The 15,672-nt window shown below is 61.6% G+C and carries 15 protein-coding genes; 10 read left to right on the forward strand and 5 right to left on the reverse strand.

Annotated features, from left to right (window positions below):
• Positions 1–22: 22 nt before the first annotated feature.
• A complete protein-coding gene (locus tag ACYPXD_RS02290; RefSeq protein ID WP_459706990.1) occupies positions 23–655 on the forward strand; it encodes a (2Fe-2S)-binding protein in 633 nt (210 codons plus the stop codon).
• A gap of 191 nt (positions 656–846) precedes the next feature.
• On the opposite strand, the gene ACYPXD_RS02295 is transcribed toward ACYPXD_RS02290, so the two are convergent.
• Entirely contained in the window at positions 847–1,764 is a 918-nt protein-coding gene (locus ACYPXD_RS02295; protein WP_459706992.1) for a LysR family transcriptional regulator, read from the reverse strand.
• Between the two features lie 265 nt (positions 1,765–2,029).
• Between ACYPXD_RS02295 and ACYPXD_RS02300 the strand changes: the two genes are divergently transcribed.
• Positions 2,030–2,776, forward strand: a complete 747-nt coding sequence (locus ACYPXD_RS02300; protein WP_459706994.1) for an SDR family NAD(P)-dependent oxidoreductase — start codon at positions 2,030–2,032, stop codon at positions 2,774–2,776.
• A gap of 102 nt (positions 2,777–2,878) precedes the next feature.
• Complete coding sequence (locus tag ACYPXD_RS02305; RefSeq protein ID WP_459706996.1) at positions 2,879–3,628, forward strand: SDR family NAD(P)-dependent oxidoreductase; 750 nt, start codon at positions 2,879–2,881, stop codon at positions 3,626–3,628.
• 81 nt (positions 3,629–3,709) lie between these two features.
• Here the strand turns inward: ACYPXD_RS02305 and ACYPXD_RS02310 are convergent, their stop codons facing one another.
• Positions 3,710–5,437 carry a tetratricopeptide repeat protein gene (locus ACYPXD_RS02310; protein WP_459706998.1) on the reverse strand — a complete coding sequence of 576 codons (1,728 nt, stop codon included), beginning with the start codon at positions 5,435–5,437 and terminating at the stop codon, positions 3,710–3,712.
• 503 nt (positions 5,438–5,940) lie between these two features.
• On the opposite strand from ACYPXD_RS02310, the gene ACYPXD_RS02315 reads away from it, so the two are divergent.
• The 5 genes from ACYPXD_RS02315 (at position 5,941) to ACYPXD_RS02335 (ending at position 11,161) form a co-directional block, all read left to right on the forward strand.
• Entirely contained in the window at positions 5,941–6,402 is a 462-nt protein-coding gene (locus tag ACYPXD_RS02315) for a CHRD domain-containing protein (protein WP_459707001.1), read from the forward strand.
• A 665-nt stretch (positions 6,403–7,067) separates the two neighbouring features.
• On the forward strand, positions 7,068–7,439 hold the full coding sequence (locus ACYPXD_RS02320; protein WP_459707003.1) for a hypothetical protein: 372 nt from the start codon (positions 7,068–7,070) through the stop codon (positions 7,437–7,439).
• A 168-nt stretch (positions 7,440–7,607) separates the two neighbouring features.
• Complete coding sequence (gene hpnI / locus ACYPXD_RS02325) at positions 7,608–8,849, forward strand: bacteriohopanetetrol glucosamine biosynthesis glycosyltransferase HpnI (protein ID WP_459707005.1); 1,242 nt, start codon at positions 7,608–7,610, stop codon at positions 8,847–8,849.
• A 72-nt stretch (positions 8,850–8,921) separates the two neighbouring features.
• Entirely contained in the window at positions 8,922–9,956 is a 1,035-nt protein-coding gene (locus ACYPXD_RS02330; protein WP_459707007.1) for a lysylphosphatidylglycerol synthase domain-containing protein, read from the forward strand.
• A gap of 272 nt (positions 9,957–10,228) precedes the next feature.
• Positions 10,229–11,161: a LysR family transcriptional regulator gene (locus ACYPXD_RS02335; protein WP_459707009.1), complete on the forward strand. Its 933-nt coding sequence runs from the start codon at positions 10,229–10,231 to the stop codon at positions 11,159–11,161.
• 51 nt (positions 11,162–11,212) lie between these two features.
• Here the strand turns inward: ACYPXD_RS02335 and ACYPXD_RS02340 are convergent, their stop codons facing one another.
• From ACYPXD_RS02340 to ACYPXD_RS02350, 3 genes are all read right to left on the reverse strand, one after another.
• The gene (locus tag ACYPXD_RS02340; protein WP_459707011.1) at positions 11,213–11,878 is read right to left on the reverse strand and encodes a peroxiredoxin-like family protein; all 666 of its coding nucleotides are present in this window, start codon (positions 11,876–11,878) and stop codon (positions 11,213–11,215) included.
• Positions 11,879–11,951: 73 nt separating this feature from the next.
• On the reverse strand, positions 11,952–13,103 hold the full coding sequence (locus tag ACYPXD_RS02345; protein WP_459707013.1) for an alkene reductase: 1,152 nt from the start codon (positions 13,101–13,103) through the stop codon (positions 11,952–11,954).
• 170 nt (positions 13,104–13,273) lie between these two features.
• Positions 13,274–14,263, reverse strand: a complete 990-nt coding sequence (locus ACYPXD_RS02350; RefSeq protein ID WP_459707015.1) for a zinc-dependent alcohol dehydrogenase family protein — start codon at positions 14,261–14,263, stop codon at positions 13,274–13,276.
• Positions 14,264–14,806: 543 nt separating this feature from the next.
• Here ACYPXD_RS02350 and ACYPXD_RS02355 point away from each other — a divergent pair.
• Both ACYPXD_RS02355 and ACYPXD_RS02360 read left to right on the forward strand, forming a co-directional pair.
• Positions 14,807–15,064 carry a hypothetical protein gene (locus tag ACYPXD_RS02355; protein WP_459707017.1) on the forward strand — a complete coding sequence of 86 codons (258 nt, stop codon included), beginning with the start codon at positions 14,807–14,809 and terminating at the stop codon, positions 15,062–15,064.
• Between the two features lie 101 nt (positions 15,065–15,165).
• Complete coding sequence (locus ACYPXD_RS02360) at positions 15,166–15,597, forward strand: cupin domain-containing protein (protein WP_459707019.1); 432 nt, start codon at positions 15,166–15,168, stop codon at positions 15,595–15,597.
• The last annotated feature ends 75 nt before the right edge of the window (positions 15,598–15,672 follow it).

Below are 15,672 nucleotides of genomic sequence, written 5' to 3' on the forward strand. Positions count from 1 at the left end.
GCCCGAACTGAAGCATGCGGCGGTGCGCATCGAGCGCGCCGACCTGCCGTGGCGGATGATCGCGGCACGCCGCGGCGACACGCTCGCGCTGCAGGCCGCGCTGCAACCGCTGCTTAAGGACTGCGCGTACGCATCGGTGACATTCGACGCGGACGATCTGCTGGTTCTGCGCGCCGCACACACCGCCGCACCGCAGGGGTGGCTCGAGCGCGTCTACGCGGCACTGGAGCTGCCGTCCGGCGACGACACGCTCGAATACCGCGACGCGCGGCGCGGACTGGACAGGCGCGCCATCTGGCGCGACAACGTGATCGACGGCTTCGTGCTGGCCGGCGACACCGCCAACGGCGCCGCATTGCTGGCAAGATTACGCGAGGCGAAGCCGTGGAGCGGACCGCGTTTCGCCGCATTCGCGAGCCTGCGCGCTGAACCGGCAGTGCGCGATCGGACGGTTTGCACCTGTATGCAGGTGAGAGAGTCACTTATCAAACAGGCGATCGCGAACGGCGCCGGCGTGGACGAGCTGAAGGCAACGCTTCGCTACGGCACTGTCTGTGGCACCTGCGTTCCGAGCCTGAAGCGACTCGTGAATGACGGCGCTGCCGGTTCGCCCCCACAGAAGCGAAGTAACAACATCCCGGAGTCAATCAAGTAAGACTTCTCGTGCCGCCTCGCGGCTGCCAGTTGCAATAGCGCCGCAAACTGCCCTAAGACACTTCCCTCATCCACCGTTCCAGCAAAAACCTTCGCGCTGCTGTCCCATTGCTGCTCGTGCATACCTGGCTCAAGCGTACCGTTCGCTACCCGGGCGTTGAGGCAGGTTGATGCGCCGGAGAGGGAAGTCAGCTAGGGCGTTAGCTGAGCATTCCAGATCCGGTCGCACGTCTCGGTGATCAGCGCTCGCATCCAGCGATGCGCGGGATCGCGATCATTCCGCGTATGCCAGGCCATCTGACATTCGAAGGGAGGGAGCTCGACGGGCACTTCGCACGAATGGATCTGCTTCCTGAGCGCATGGGTCCGCACGACGCCGGCGGGCAACACGCTGATCAGGTTGGACGCAAGCAGAAGCGACGGCACGCCGGAAAAACTGTTCAACGTCATGGAAACGCGACGCCGTTTGCCGAGGCGTTCGAGCGCCGTGTCAGCGAAACCTACCGGGCTTCCCGAGAGCGAGACGAGCAGATGATCCGCGTTGAGAAAGTCTTCCTCGCTAAGCGAGGCATTCGCGAGCGGATGTTTTGCGCGCATCGCGCAGATCCAGTTTTCGACGAACAGCCGCTGGAGCCGGATATCCCCACCCATGGGCTGGAGCCCACCCATGCAGATGTCGACGTCGTTGTTGCGAAGCTGTGCGCCCGTCTCCTGGCTTGTATAAGGCACCGCGAGAATTCGAACCCCGGGGGCATATTTCTCGACGTGCGCGCGAAGCAAGGGCCAAAGGGCGCCCGACAGGTAATCGGTCACCGCCACCCTGAAGGCGCGTGTCGATGTCGCCGGCTCGAACTTCACGGGTGAGGCAGCCGTGCGGATCTGCACGAGCGGTTCCTGAATCTCGCGCCACAGTGCCTGCGCCTTCGCCGAAGGCTTGATGCCGCGTCCGGACCGTGTGAATAACGGGTCCTCCCAGACGACGCGCATGCGAGCGATGGCGTTGCTGACCGCCGACTGCGTCATGGCCAAACGTGCAGCGGCCTTTGTCACGGACCCCTCGGTCATGACGGCATCGAAGATCGAAATCAGGTGGAGGTCGACGTCTTTCATTGTGAAGAAGGGCCATTCATCATTCTCAGTGATATTACTCCGATAAAGCATTGATTGGACGCACAAGTACGCGCGCCGTAATCTGCATCCAGATCGCGGTGGAGCCAGTCTCGACCCGACAAAATCGGCGAATTGCATGCCCTACCCGCTCCGGGTGCCGCAGGCGCACGGAAAACCACCGGCTGCGCCAATAGCAACCGTGCTGGCGCAAAGTGGGTTGTGATGCGGGACATGCATGCGCAATTACTTAGGATAGGAAATCAACATGTCACACTCTCTCTCAGGAAAAGTCGCCCTTGTAACGGGTGGCTCACGCGGCATTGGCGCCGCGACCGCTCTCCAGCTTTCGTCCGAAGGCGCAACGGTCGTGATCGGCTATTCGAACAGTGAAGACCGGGCAAAAGAGGTCATCGCGAAGATCGAGGCATCGGGCGGCAAGGCCATCGCCCTGAAGGCCGATCAGGCGAAATCGGCTGAGGTCAAGGGGTTGATCGGGGAAGTCGTCAAGCGCTTCGGCAAGCTCGACATCCTCGTCAATAACGCCGGTGTCTTCGAAACCGGCAGCGTCGCCGAGACCATCGACACATCGGGCTTCGAACGCCAGCAACGTATCAATTACGAAGCCGTGGTGACCGCGATTCGCGAAGCCTCCAAGGTGATGGGCGACGGCGGCCGGATTATCTCTGTCTCGTCGGCCCTCGCACTGCGTTCGACCTGGCCCGGGCTGGCTGACTACAGTGCGACAAAGCGCGCCATCGAAGGTTATACGAAGGGGGCGGCCCGCGATCTGGGTCCAAAGGGCATTACGGTGAATGCCATTGCAGCCGGCTCGACCAATACCGAGATGAATCCCGATAACAGCCCGTTTGCCGAAGCACAAGCCGCGGCAACCGCACTCGGCCGCTTTGGGCGCGCCGAGGAAATCGCGTCGGTGGTCGCATTTGTCGCGAGCCCGGCTGCGAGCTTCATAACGGGTTCGATCATCCCTGTTGACGGCGGCTATAGCGCCTGATACGCAACCAACCGGGCGGCTCGTTCCGAGGCACCGGATGAGGTCGCACGATTCGCATGTGTCCGGGTCGTGCGGTCCTGATTGTTCGAAGGAGTCTGGAGAATGGATAACTCTCCCGTTGTACTCGTCACCGGAGCGCTCTCCGGGATCGGTCGCGCAACGGCCCTTGCCTTCGCCAGAGAGAAGGCAAAGGTAGTGATATCGGGCCGCCGTGCCGAAGAGGGTGAGAAGCTCGCTGAGGAACTACGCGCATTCGGTGCTGAAGCCGAATTCGTCAAGGCAGACGTGCGCTTCGACGAGGAGATACGTGCTTTAGTGGATCATGCGATCACGCGCTTCGGTCGCCTGGACATTGCAGTGAACAGTGCGGGCTATGAGGGAGAACCGGCGCCAATCGTCGAACAAACCATGGATCGGTACAGCGCTGTCTTTGATGCCAATGTGCTCGGCACCTTACTGGCCATGAAGCACGAGCTTCGGGCGATGTCCATTCAGGGCAGCGGCAGCATCGTGAACATATCGTCCACGATGGGGATTCGCGGCGCCTCACGCAATTCAATCTATGTTGCGAGCAAGCACGCCGTAGAAGGTCTCACGAAGTCCGCCGCACTGGAGGCCGCTGCATTGGGTATTCGTGTGAACGCAGTGGCGCCGGGTCCGATCCAGACCGACATGCTCGACAGGATAACGGGCACCGAGCAAGGCAAGACGACCATGCTTGCATCGGTGCCGCTGAAGCGCGCCGGAACACCTGCAGAAATTGCAGACGCGATTGTTTTCGTCGCGTCGGGAAAGGCGAGCTTTATGACCGGCGAGGTTCTTCGAGTCAACGGCGGGCGAACAGCCGCCTGATGCTTCTTTCGATCTCGTGCACAGCCGCGGGTGGCCGACGAGCGATAGGAGACCGGACATGATGACGGTGAGTAAGATCGTCTATCGCTTCTTCAAGTCGGCAGGCGAACCTGCGACCGACAGCGCATCGCGCACCGCCTCGATGACGGTGTTCCAGTCTCCCAACGCCGGTTGTCTGAATAACCGTGCATCCGGATACCATGGGCTGTCTGTGCGATCGAGCAACCACCGCCAGCACGTATCGAAGCGGTTCATGATCCACACCGGTTTGCCCATTGCGCCCGCGAGGTGAGCCACGGCCGTATCGACCGTAATCACGAGATCGAGGTTGTCCACGAATGCGGCGGTGTCGGCAAAGTCGGTGAATTCGTCCGTGTGATCGACGATTCGTTCGGCCAGCTCGGGCGCTTCGCGCAGTTGCTGCGCCGATGGGCCTTTCTGCAAGCTGTAGAAGCGAACCTGCGGCACACCGAGGATTGGCCGCAGCATATCAAGCGTCACTGAGCGCCGCGCATCGTACCTTCGCAGTTCCGGGACATGCGGACGATTGCCGCCCGCCCAAACGACGCCCACCTTGAATGCGTGTGCGTCACTTGCAAGTCGCTCGCGCCAGCGCTGCGCCGCGGCACGGTCCGCGAACAGATAGGGTGTCGTGCAGGGAATATTCGCGAGATCGGTCTGGAAGGCGAAAGGCAAACTAAGCAAGGGTGCATGACAATCGAAAGCGGGCAGCGGTTTGCCCTGCTCGACCAGTTCAGCGACGCCATCGAGTGTAGTGAGCAGCCGCGTCAGCTCCGCCGGTACCTCGAGGATGACTTTCCCACCCTTCGCGGCGACAAGCGGCGCATAGCGGCAAAACTGCAGCGTGTCGCCGAGGCCTTGTTCCGCATGCAGGAGTATGGTCTTGCCGTCGAGTGGAGAATCACCGAGCCAGAGCGGTTGCGCGAAGCCGCGCTGAGACGCCTTGATCCGCTGGCGTTGCCACCGCCATTCGTATTCCCGCCAGCCTTGATCGAATCGCCCCATTTGCAACAGGCAAAGCGAATAGTTCCAATGCGCTTCGGCCGCATCGGGATCCAACGCGAGTGCGCGCTCATACGAGCGCAGCGCCTCTTCATGTTGCCTGGTGTCGATCAGTGCGAGACCCAGATTGCTCCATGCGTCGCAGAATTCAGGCGCCAGTTCGAGGGCCCGTCGATAGTTCGCCTGGGCGTCGACAGCTCGATTCAGATCGCTCAGTGCGTTGGCGCGATTGCTCCATGCCTCCGCATAGCCGGGCTGCAATGCGATGGCCTGATCACAACTCGCGATCGCGTCCATGGGACGGTTCAGATCGCGCAACGCACAGGCACGGTTGTTCCACGCCTGTGCGAACCCCGGCTGTAGCGCAAGCGCTTTGTCGAAGCTGGCCAGTGCTTCCGTGGCACGGCCCAGCCCCGCCAGTGCGTTGCCGCGATTAGTCAGAGCGTCGACCAGGCCCGGCTGCAGGGTCAGCGCCCGATTTGCGCTAGCCAGGCCTTCGCTGAACCGGCGCTGCGTGTTATACGAATACGCGAGGTTCGAGTGAAGCGGTGCGTGCTTGCCGTTGATCAAGACGGCTTTCTTTAACAGTTCAATGCCTTCGTCGATTCGTCCCGTCTGTAGCGACAGCGCACCCAGTAACTGAATCGCATCGAAGTGTGCGGGACGCAAAGCCAGGATCTCCCGATAGAGATCTTCCGCTTCGGCATGTGCTCCGTTTTGCTGCATCGCTACGGCCTGATGCAGCATCGCATCCAGCCTGCGTTGTTGAACTACTGTCCTGCTCATAAGGGTGCATGGTTGCGACGCATTCTCACATCGGGAATTGTCGAGGCGCCGGTTGGGTTAAACACGTAATGTGATCCATTATCGCTGAAGAGCACTTCTATACGTAAGTGCCGAAGGACACCGAAGCACTTCTGTGGGCAATCGATGCAAAGAAGCGGCCGATTTCTTTCGGAATCCATTCAGCGCGAAGCGCGGTATTTACTATAAGCATCCTCAAATGGGCGCCATCGGCCATAACGCCGCAGGTGCGGTTGCCCGCGAAAACAATAATTGTCGTGCAATGGAATAGTTGCGTGGGAGCTACGTTCATGCATGGTGATACCGCATGATCTCAGCCGGCCAACAGCCGACGTCGGGCCGGACATTGCTTCGCGACGTCTGTTTCAAAATGGTGGGATCCAACGCTTCAAGTCGCTTGCTACCGATGTTGGAGCCGACCAGGCTTTCCGCAATCTTCGAAAATGAACACCGCCTCAATGACAAACCGAAAGGAGAAACCCCCCATGTCACGATCGATCTCACGGCGCGCTTTCATGGTGCTCGGCAGTTTAGCGTTAGCTGGCACACTCACTGTGGCGCAAGCGGCACCGATCGCATTTGAAGTGCCGCTCACCGGCGCCCAGCAGGTCCCGCCGGTACAGACTTCCGGCAGCGGCAAAGCCGACCTGACATACGACGCAAACACGCGGGTCGTCACCTGGAACGTCAGTTTTAGCGGCTTGTCGAGTCAGGCCACGATGGCGCATTTCCATGGACCCGCACCGGCCGGCAAAAACGCCGGCGTGAAGGTCTGGATCTCTCAGAAGGGCAACATGGAGGTGACGAGCCCGATCAGTGGTCAGGCCACGCTGTCGCAGGACGACGCCAAGCTGTTCGAAGCCGGCGACATGTACATCAACGTTCATACCAAGGATCATCCGGACGGCGAGATTCGCGGCCAGGTGGTCCCGCCGAAGAGCAATTGACGCGACCACCGGCGCGGCCCGTCATGATCCGGTTCGCGGCACATCAGAAATAAGCCTGCGAGCAGCATCACCACGGCCGCGCCTGCACGGAGCGGCGACTGGCGTTGGCATTGGCGTTGGCGTTAGCGGGGCGACGCGTCGCTTCAACAGACATACGGTCTGAGTGATCTGTTCATCAGTCACAATCTCGCGGCGATCCCCGCGGAACGCAAAGCGGTCCTGAGACCGTGCCACCGAAGCAGGTGTGTCGCGCCTGTTTCACGCCGGGGCACGGCTCTGGTTTGCGCTTCGCCGCCGCGCTCGCGCGCATCCACGATGCTTCACTTGTCATTCACGACACCCCTCCGCGCTGCCCTCCACGCTGCCGGATCGAGCTGCGCTTCGAGCCGGCAGATATGCATTTGTAAAGTACCTGTTGAAGTGGTGACGACCTCGAGCGTCGTCCGGCCCGCGAATCCGAACCCGTAGCAGGTGAAAACGACGGCTTCTTCGCAAAAGATCGGTTAGCGCGGCAGTTCTTAAGAATTCCTTCAGATATGCGCGCGTACCATCCTTCTCGCTCGACGACGCTACACGTTTGTGCCGCGCCATAGAAGTGGCGTCTTTTCTGGAAGCAACTTGCAGGCATTTCGAAACTCAGTGCCGACACAGCGAATGACTGTGCTGTGTCGAACCCGAACATCACCATGAGATCGTCGACGATAGAGCAGTTGCGCTCCCATCTTGTCCTTGCGTCGCTTGCCGCCGCCATGATTCAGGTGCTGGTGCTGATCGCCATGCTGGTTTTTCACGTCCCGGCTCGCATTTTCATGCTGCCGTCTTTTCGCCTGGGCATGCTGGCGGCGCTCGTCTGCATCGTCCTTTTTATCTACGGGCGTTCGCGTTCGGCATTCAGGTCCGCCGTCGCAAGCGGGCATGTCAGCGTGTATGGATGGCGGCGACGCACGGTCTCGATGTCGCCGCAGTGTCCGCGCCGCTTGCTGGTTGTCTTCTACCTCAAACTTAACAGCCGGCTCTTCGACCGGACGGTTTCGTGACACCTTACATCGGCAAGACGAGCAGCGTGCGAAGACGAAGCGGCCCCCGGCCCCTTCTCTGCGTGCAATGCGCGGTATAGGGTCCCTCGGGTTACCGCGCATACAAGGGATGTAATGAACGCGCGCAGCGATGAATCAAATGCAATCAGGGGACGCTCGAAGGGGTACATGCACGCGCTGTGTGTCGTCCTGTTCCTGTGCATACCGGTGGTGTTTGTACGCTTTGCCACGTCGAACCTGTTCGTCGCATGGCATATTGCCCATGCGCTAAGCACGTTACTGGCCCGCATCTGCGCGGTGCTTGCTGTGCCGGGAATCGGCTACAGCTGGCTTGCCGGCGAACTCGTGCGCCGCTTCTTCGCGCGTGCCTGTGCGCAGCCCTCAAGCTTTCCCGGCGTGACGCTCATCAAGCCGCTGTGCGGAGACGAGTGGAATCTCGAAGGCAATCTCGTCAGCTTTTTCGAGCAGGATTACCCGGGCCCGGTCCAGTTCGTGTTTGGGGTGCACGACCCCTCGGATGTCGCACTCGCGACCGTCGACCGGCTGCGCACGCGGTATCCGCACGCGCAGATCAGCGTGGTGATCGACGCCCGGCTCTATGGGCCGAATCGCAAAATCGGCAATCTCGTCAACATGCTCGAGCACGCAGAGCATGATGTGCTGTGCTTTGCCGACAGTGACGTGACCGTGGAGCGCAGTTACCTGCGGCACGTCGTCGGCGCGTTGCAGTGCCCCGGCGTTGGGCTCGTGACCTGCGTGTATCGAGGTCTGTGCGCACCGGGCTGGTGGCCGCGTTTTTCCGCAGCGGCGACGAACTATCATTTCCTGCCCGGGGTCGTGACGGGCCTGGCGATGGGCAGAGCGCGTCCCTGCTTTGGCCAGACCATCGCGATGGAGCGCGCGATGCTCGAGCGCATCGGCGGACTTGCACAGTTCGCCCATCATCTGGCGGAGGATCATGCGATCGGCGACGCGGTGCGACGCACCGGCGCAACCGTCGCGATTCCGCCGTTCACGGTACGGCATGCCTGCGTCGAGACGAGCTTCGCGAAGTTTGTCGCGCACGAATTACGCTGGAGCCGAACCATCCGGGCCGTCGACAGGCTCGGGCATCTGGGCTCCGCGCTGATGCATCCGATCCCGTTTGCGATACTGGCGGTACTGGCGTCGGGAGGTGCGGCGTGGGCGTGGCTGCTTGCCGGCATCGCGCTGGTCGCGCGCCTCGCGCTCAAATGGCGGTCCGACAACGCAGTGCGTCAAACACATCGGGGAATCTGGCTCCTGCCGATGTGGGATGCGCTATCGTTCGTCGTCTTTGTCGCGAGCTTCTTCTCATCCCGTGTCGAGTGGCGCGGATTCAGCTTCGAAGTGGATGACGAGGGCCTCCTGTCGCCGGTGCCCGAAGAATGAAGCATCATGCGGATGCGTCGATGAACCCGTCATGGCTGCCATGAGTTCCTGCTCGCGAAAATCGTTTGCTCAATGAAATATCTCGGACGGGCGTTGGCCCTGATCGGTCTCATCGCGGCGGCATGGCTCGTATGGCGCGAGCATCCGGCCACCGTGTTCCGGCTGCTGAAAGACGCGGGCGCCGGGCTCGTGCTTGCCGCGCTCGTTCATCTGCTGCCGATGCTGGCGAACGCATGGGACTGGCGTTCGCTGATCCGGCCCGCCCAGCGGCCGCGGCTGCCGACCATGCTGAAACTCGTGTGGATCCGCGAGTCGGTGAACGGCCTGCTGCCGGTTGCGCGCATCGGCGGAGAAATTGTTTCGTTCCGCCTGCTCGGACGCCTCGGTATACGACCGGCGACCGCTGTGGCGAGTCTTGTCGTCGATATGCAGCTCACGCTGATCAGCCAGCTGGTTTTCGCGCTTGCCGCCGCATGCTATGTGCTCTACCACGCGTCCGCGGAGGCGGCGGCCGTGATGGAGCGCCTCGCCGGCGTTGTCGCTGTACTCGTGCCGGTCCTGCTGCTCTTCGCACTCGTCCAGCACGCGCGCCCCTTCGAGCGGGCCGCTCGGGTGCTTAACCGGATGACGAGCGGCAAGCTCGTTGCGCTGGTGGGCCGGTCCGCACGCATCGATCAGTCAGTGAAGCTGATCTGGCGGCAGCGCGGCGTGGTCGTGCGCTATCTGTGTATCTGGCAGACGCTGCAATGCGTGGGTTTTGCATTCGAACTATGGCTCGCGCTTCATTTCCTGGGCACGGATGTGAGCCTTGCGCAAGCGTTCGTGCTGGAGGCGCTGATCCAGATGCTCAGTAGCACGGCCTTCCTGGTGCCGGCCGGGCTTGGTGTGCAGGAGGGCGGGTTCGTGCTGATCGGCGGCCTGCTGGGTCTGAATCCGGACACCTGTCTCGCGCTCGCGGGTGCGAGACGAATCCGCGATTTGCTGATTTACGTACCGGGGCTGCTTGCCTGGCAGGCAGCCGAGCATTCGCCGGCGTCCGTGCGCCGTACAGACGTTCGGCGGAATCGCTTCACGCGTGCACAGGATGCACGGGACACGCGCGGATGACGCACGCTTCAGAAGAACCCGGCGATGAGCGGCCATTCGTCCCTGTGCGCGGCAGCCTGCTATAAGCGGGCCAGCGGACACCCTTACCCTTCGCGCATCGAGCGATGTCAGCGGGTAATATGCAATCTTCACGATCTGAACGGCGGCGCATCGTATGCAGTGCGCCACATCGCACGAGAGCGGCAAACCGCGCTCGCGGCCAGATTTCGCATTCCCGAGCCGTGCCAGTGAACGCACGAAGCCGGGCCGCAGCCCTCGATGGGAGAGTCGGGATGGACCGCCTTGAGGCAATTGAAATCTTTATCCGCGTCGTCGATACGGGCTCGTTTTCGGCAGCGGCCAGGCACTTCGATATTGGCCAGCCCGCCGTGTCGAAAGCTGTCGCGCAGCTCGAAGAATGGCTCGGCGCGAAGTTGCTGCTGCGCTCGACACGCGCGCTCACACCGACGGAAGCAGGCAAAGGGTTTTACCAGCGCGCGATACGTGCCGTCGAGGAAACAAACGAAGCCGTGTTGGCGGCGCGTGGAACGACATCCGCACTGAAGGGCAAACTACGTGTGTCCGCTGCCGTATGTTTTGCGCGGCTCCACATCGTGCCGCGCTTGCCGGAGTTTCTGGAGCGCCACCCGGAACTCGAACTGGAACTCGTGCTCGACGACCGTAACATCGATCTGGTCGGGGAAGGTATCGATGTGGCGCTGCGTATGGGCGACCTGGCCAATTCGAATATGACTGCGCGCCGTATCGGCGAAGCACGTCGGCGCGTGCTGGCCACGCCGTCGTACTTCGAACAGAACGGGACGCCTGCCGCCCCCGCCGATCTGATCGCTCATCGCGCGGTCATTTACACGCGTGAACCCAGCGGCGGAGAAGACTGGACCTTTCGCAGCGAGACCGCCGAGTTATCGGTCCGCCTGCAAGGCCGCGTCAAGATCACAGCAACAGAAGGGCTGCGCGCTGCGGTTTTCGCGGGTATGGGGCTCGCAGTCGCTTCGGAGTGGGCGTTTTCGCCGGAATTGAAGTCGGGCGAAGTCGTATCCGTTATGGATGACTGGATGCTGCCTACTATCCCGTTGTCGGCCGTCTACCCGACGGGGCGGCTGGCGAGCACGAAGGCTCGCCAGTTTGTTGCATTCGTTGAGGAATGCCTCGCTCCCGAGTTTGCGCCTCAGCTTCTTTCCGTTCGCGGATTGAAGACCGCGTGACGCACGGTTCGCACGGTTCGCACCGTGCGCGACGGTGCACCGGCGCGACGCTCAGACTGCGTGGCGCGTGCGCCGCCTGCTCATGACGAGCCGCCGCGCCGCGCGTTCGCCTGGTTTGCGACGCACGGTCAGCGCCCGCAGCGCCGTTATCAGAGATTCGCAGTCGAAACGCGTTCGGTAATCGACGTTGACGTAAGCGAGTACGACTAGCCCGTCCTGATCGACGAGGTACGTCGCCGGAATCGGCACAAGAAAGCTGCCGGCGATGTGCGTGCGCGGCGGGGCATATCCAAGCTCGAGGTACCGGGTCCGAAGCTCGGCAGGCAAGTCGAACGCGAGTCCGAACGCACGTGCCACTTTCATATCCACGTCGATCAGTTCGGGCATCGGCAATGCGTCACCGGCGTGCGCCGGCCGGCCATGCGGCGCGATCGCGACGGCCTGTGCGCCCAGTGTCGCGATCCGGTCATACGTCGACGCAAACTGCGCGAGACTTTCCTCTCCGTATGCGCACCAGGCGCCGCGCACAAAATCAAGCACAACGGGTCCGGCCATCAGCAGATGATCGAGCGAGACCTTGCCGCCCTGCCTGTCGGCCAACGTGAATGGCGGCACGCGGGCGCCGGCGCGCAGAGTTCCCGGCATCGCAGCCGAGGCCGCGGCGATTGCGGCAAGCGTATCCGCATCGAACTTCGCTATGCTTCGATCCTGTTTCATGCTCGACGAGATCCGTACGGGCAATGCCCGCTTCGCGCGCTGCCATGGCGTGGTGCGAGGCGGGCATGCGTTTTCAGGCGGCTTCCGTATCGGCCACGTCGTCCGCTTCTTCCGCGATGCGGTCCGAGGCCTGCTGCGCTTCATACGTCTGGAAATCCGAGTAGTTTTCTTCGCTGCCGCCCCAGAATGCCGAGCGCACATAGGGCGTAAGCGGCAGATCATGCCGCAGCCGGAACGGCAGGTCCGGGTTCGACGAGAAGTGACGTCCGAACGCAACGAGGTCCGCGTCGCCCGATTCCACGATGGCGATCGCGCTGTCGCGGCCGAAACCGCCTGCGGCGATGATCGGACCGGAGAAGTGCGGGCGCAGATATGCGGCGGCGACGGCCGGATGCCCTTCATGCAGCGTATCGTCGCCTTTGACGCGCGGCTCGATCACATGCAGATAGGCGATTCCGTACGAATCGAGCACTTTTGCGACATGGCTGAACGTCGCTTCGGGGTTGCTGTCCGAGATGCCTCCCCATTCGCCCGACGGCGAGATGCGTACGCCGACGCGGTCCGCGCCGAACACCGAGATCAGCGCTTCGAGCGATTCGCGCAGAAAACGCACGCGATTTTCGATCGGGCCGCCGTAGGCATCCGTGCGTCGGTTGGTGCCGTCCTGAATGAACTGGTCGACGAGGTAACCGTTCGCGGCATGGAGTTCGACGCCATCGAAGCCGGCTTGTCTTGCGCGCTCCGCGGCGCGGCGGAAGTCTTCAACGATCTCCGCAATTTCCGCGATCTCAAGCGCGCGGTGCGGCGACGCGGGAACAAAGCCATCCTTTGTCAGCGCGACGCCGTCGAACGGTACGACGGACGGAGCGACCGGATGCGCGCCGCCCGTCACGTCGACGTGACTTTGACGGCCGCCGTGGATCAACTGCAGGAACGCGCGGCCGCCCTTTGCGTGCACCGCGTCGGCGATCGCCTTCCATCCTTCATGCTGGTCGTCGTGATAGATGCTCGCCGCGCCCAGGTACGAACGCGCCTGAACGGAGATGCTGGCCGCTTCGATGATCTCAAGACCGCCATCCGACGCGCGCTGGCCGTAGAAATCAGCCATCATCGGGCTCGGAATATCGCCGGGTTGCAGTGTGCGTACCCGCGTCATCGGCGCGAGCACGACGCGATGCTTCAGGGTATAGGCACCGACTTTCGTGGAAGTGAACAGCCTCTTCATGATCTTTCCTTCAGGAGTGGGTTGAGCATCCGGGACCGAAGGTTCACGCGATGCGTTGAGACGAACTGTAGAGATTCGATTCAGGTTCAGATAGCGGCGAATCGGGATAGGGCCTATTCCAGATCCGGATGAGTCGCCTCGCGAGACATCGGACGGACCGCCCATCTCCGCTACACGGTTACGACGATCTTGCCGAACTGGCCGTTGTTCTCGAGATAGCGGTGAACCTCGGGCATTTCGTCGAAGGTGAAGGTGCGATCGATGACCGGCTTCAGCGCGCCGATTGAAAGGCCCTTGACGATATATTCGACCGCCGATCGACGCCGCGTTTCGTCGCCGGTCGTGAGCCAGACGTTGTGCGCCTTGATGGTCGGCATTTTGGCGATCATCTCGAGCACGGGTATCGGTGTATCGCCCTCGGCCAGCGCACCGTAGAGATAGACGGTGCCCTGGAACGACAGCGCGGAGATCAGCTTCGGAAAGTTCGGTCCACCGATCGGATCGAACACGACACGCGCGCCCTTGCCGTTAGTGATACGCATGACTTCAGCCACCATGTCCACTTCGTCAGTGACAATCACGTGTGCCGCGCCGGCCCGGAGCAACTGTTCGCGCTTCGCCGCGGTCCGGGTCAGTGCGATCGGAGTCGCGCCGGCGTAGCGGGTGATCTGGATTGCCGCCAGACCCACGCTGCTGGACGCGGCGGAAACGAGGACGAAGTCGCCCTTTCCCACTTTGGCGTCTTCTATCAACGCGCCATATGGTGTCAGGAACATCATCCAGACCGATGCCGCTTCTTCGAACGTCAGCGAGTCGGGATGCTTCACCACAGCGTAGCCCGGCACATTGATCACCTCGCCGTAAGTGAAGTACTGGTTCATCGAGAAAGAGGGGATGACGCTGACCTGGTCGCCCACAGCGATGCCGGTCACTTCGGCGCCCACTGCGTCGACGATCCCTGCAGCCTCATAACCCAGGCCGGCGGGGAACCTGACGGGTTCGATATAGATGTCGGTGCGCCACATGGATTCCGCACGGTTGATCCCGATTGCCTTGACCTTGAGCCGTACTTCGGTCGATGCGGGAGCACGAACCGGCGTGTCGACGAACTCGAGCACTTCGGGGCCACCGGCTTTGGAAAACTGGATGATGCGTGACATGTGAAACCTCTTGAAATGTAGGGTTGAGAAAGGCGTACCGATCCGCGCTTCAAACCTGGCGTCGTATGCCGCGATTCGACGAAGCGAAATTTAGTCATTTCGCTGTGCGTCGGGAAGACACGAAAATGGATAGCGCTCATTCCAGATCGGGATAAGTGCGAACCTTCCGCCCCGGACGAGCGGATGTTTCAGGCGCGGTTGCGGTGCGCGATGGCGGACGCAACGCCTTCCACGAAATGGATTTAGCAGAACCGGCTTTATCTGTTCGACGGTCAATCAGTGGGATGTCGTTGTGAACGACCTGTTGAGTTGCGTCCAGCAGGCATTCCTTGGAGCGTCGTTTGCCGTCGCCGCATGGTCTGCGTAAAGCTCAGCAGCCGGTGCGCGTCATTTCGCACTTCCTGAGACGGCGAATCGCGCACACAATAGAACGCGCTAACGCTAGCAGTCAGCGTAAGCGCTATTTTTGGGCAGTCCCGAGTCACAGGACCGGCCCGATTGAGCGGAACTCGTCTACCGGCTGCTCCTGTCTTGAGGTTACCGATGCGCATTGCAAGTCGTGCTGTCTTTCAGGCGATGGAGATCGCCAATAAATTCGAAAACTCGTTGAATAGCCAAACGCGCGGCAATCGCCGACAGGACGATTCAGCCGCGGCCGCACTCACCGACGGGACGGGTCACGCGGCGAAACCGGGCGCAGGAATAGCGCAGCCGCAAAAGCTCGTTCCGGTTGCGACACTTTCCGGCCCGATGGATCTCCTGCCCCGAAGGAAGTCTGGTCTTGTCGACGAAGTGGTCTGAGACTGCGCGACGGCGCTGGCATGCGAATGCGCGGCAGAGCCCGTTTGACGGTCGGCCGCCATCCTTTGCTTCGATATACGGGGTACCCGGAGGAAAATCCGATGAAAGACCAGTCGTCAAACAAGCGCCCAGTTGAAGCGACGTGCTGTGTTATCCGTCCCGGACAGTCGTTCTCGGGAAAACAGGCACTGCTCTACGAGTCGGGTATTTCAGCGGATACCGTTGGCTCCGTTGGAATACATATGCAAATTGCGACCATTCCGCCCTTGGGCAAAGCCAAAGCGCACAAGCACGACGCTCACGAAACCGCCATCTACATCCTCAAAGGCCGGTCGGGCATGTGGTATGGAGAGCGACTTGAACGGCATCTAACGGTGTCGGCCGGTGAGTTTCTGTATATCCCGGCCAATATGCCTCACTTGCCGTATAACCCAAGCGAAGCGGAAAGTTGCGTGGCGATCGTCACACGAACCGACCCCAATGAACAGGAAAGCGTCACCCTGCTCCCCGAACTGGACACGGTCCACCTGTAGCCGCACCGCTGGCCGGCTGAAACCCCGTCGCGGTTCGACAGGCAGGCGTCAAGGTTTCATGCTTCACCTTCGCCG

It is taken from the genome of Paraburkholderia sp. 2C (assembly GCF_054589215.1).

Coding starts and splice junctions, on each gene's coding strand:
- ACYPXD_RS02295 (WP_459706992.1), bottom strand. CDS start 1,764: ATGAAAGACGTCGACCTCCACCTGATTTCGATCTTCGATGCCGTCATG.
- ACYPXD_RS02300 (WP_459706994.1), top strand. CDS start 2,030: ATGTCACACTCTCTCTCAGGAAAAGTCGCCCTTGTAACGGGTGGCTCA.
- ACYPXD_RS02305 (WP_459706996.1), top strand. CDS start 2,879: ATGGATAACTCTCCCGTTGTACTCGTCACCGGAGCGCTCTCCGGGATC.
- ACYPXD_RS02310 (WP_459706998.1), bottom strand. CDS start 5,437: ATGAGCAGGACAGTAGTTCAACAACGCAGGCTGGATGCGATGCTGCAT.
- ACYPXD_RS02315 (WP_459707001.1), top strand. CDS start 5,941: ATGTCACGATCGATCTCACGGCGCGCTTTCATGGTGCTCGGCAGTTTA.
- hpnI (WP_459707005.1), top strand. CDS start 7,608: ATGCACGCGCTGTGTGTCGTCCTGTTCCTGTGCATACCGGTGGTGTTT.
- ACYPXD_RS02330 (WP_459707007.1), top strand. CDS start 8,922: ATGAAATATCTCGGACGGGCGTTGGCCCTGATCGGTCTCATCGCGGCG.
- ACYPXD_RS02335 (WP_459707009.1), top strand. CDS start 10,229: ATGGACCGCCTTGAGGCAATTGAAATCTTTATCCGCGTCGTCGATACG.
- ACYPXD_RS02340 (WP_459707011.1), bottom strand. CDS start 11,878: ATGAAACAGGATCGAAGCATAGCGAAGTTCGATGCGGATACGCTTGCC.
- ACYPXD_RS02345 (WP_459707013.1), bottom strand. CDS start 13,103: ATGAAGAGGCTGTTCACTTCCACGAAAGTCGGTGCCTATACCCTGAAG.
- ACYPXD_RS02350 (WP_459707015.1), bottom strand. CDS start 14,263: ATGTCACGCATCATCCAGTTTTCCAAAGCCGGTGGCCCCGAAGTGCTC.
- ACYPXD_RS02355 (WP_459707017.1), top strand. CDS start 14,807: ATGCGCATTGCAAGTCGTGCTGTCTTTCAGGCGATGGAGATCGCCAAT.
- ACYPXD_RS02360 (WP_459707019.1), top strand. CDS start 15,166: ATGAAAGACCAGTCGTCAAACAAGCGCCCAGTTGAAGCGACGTGCTGT.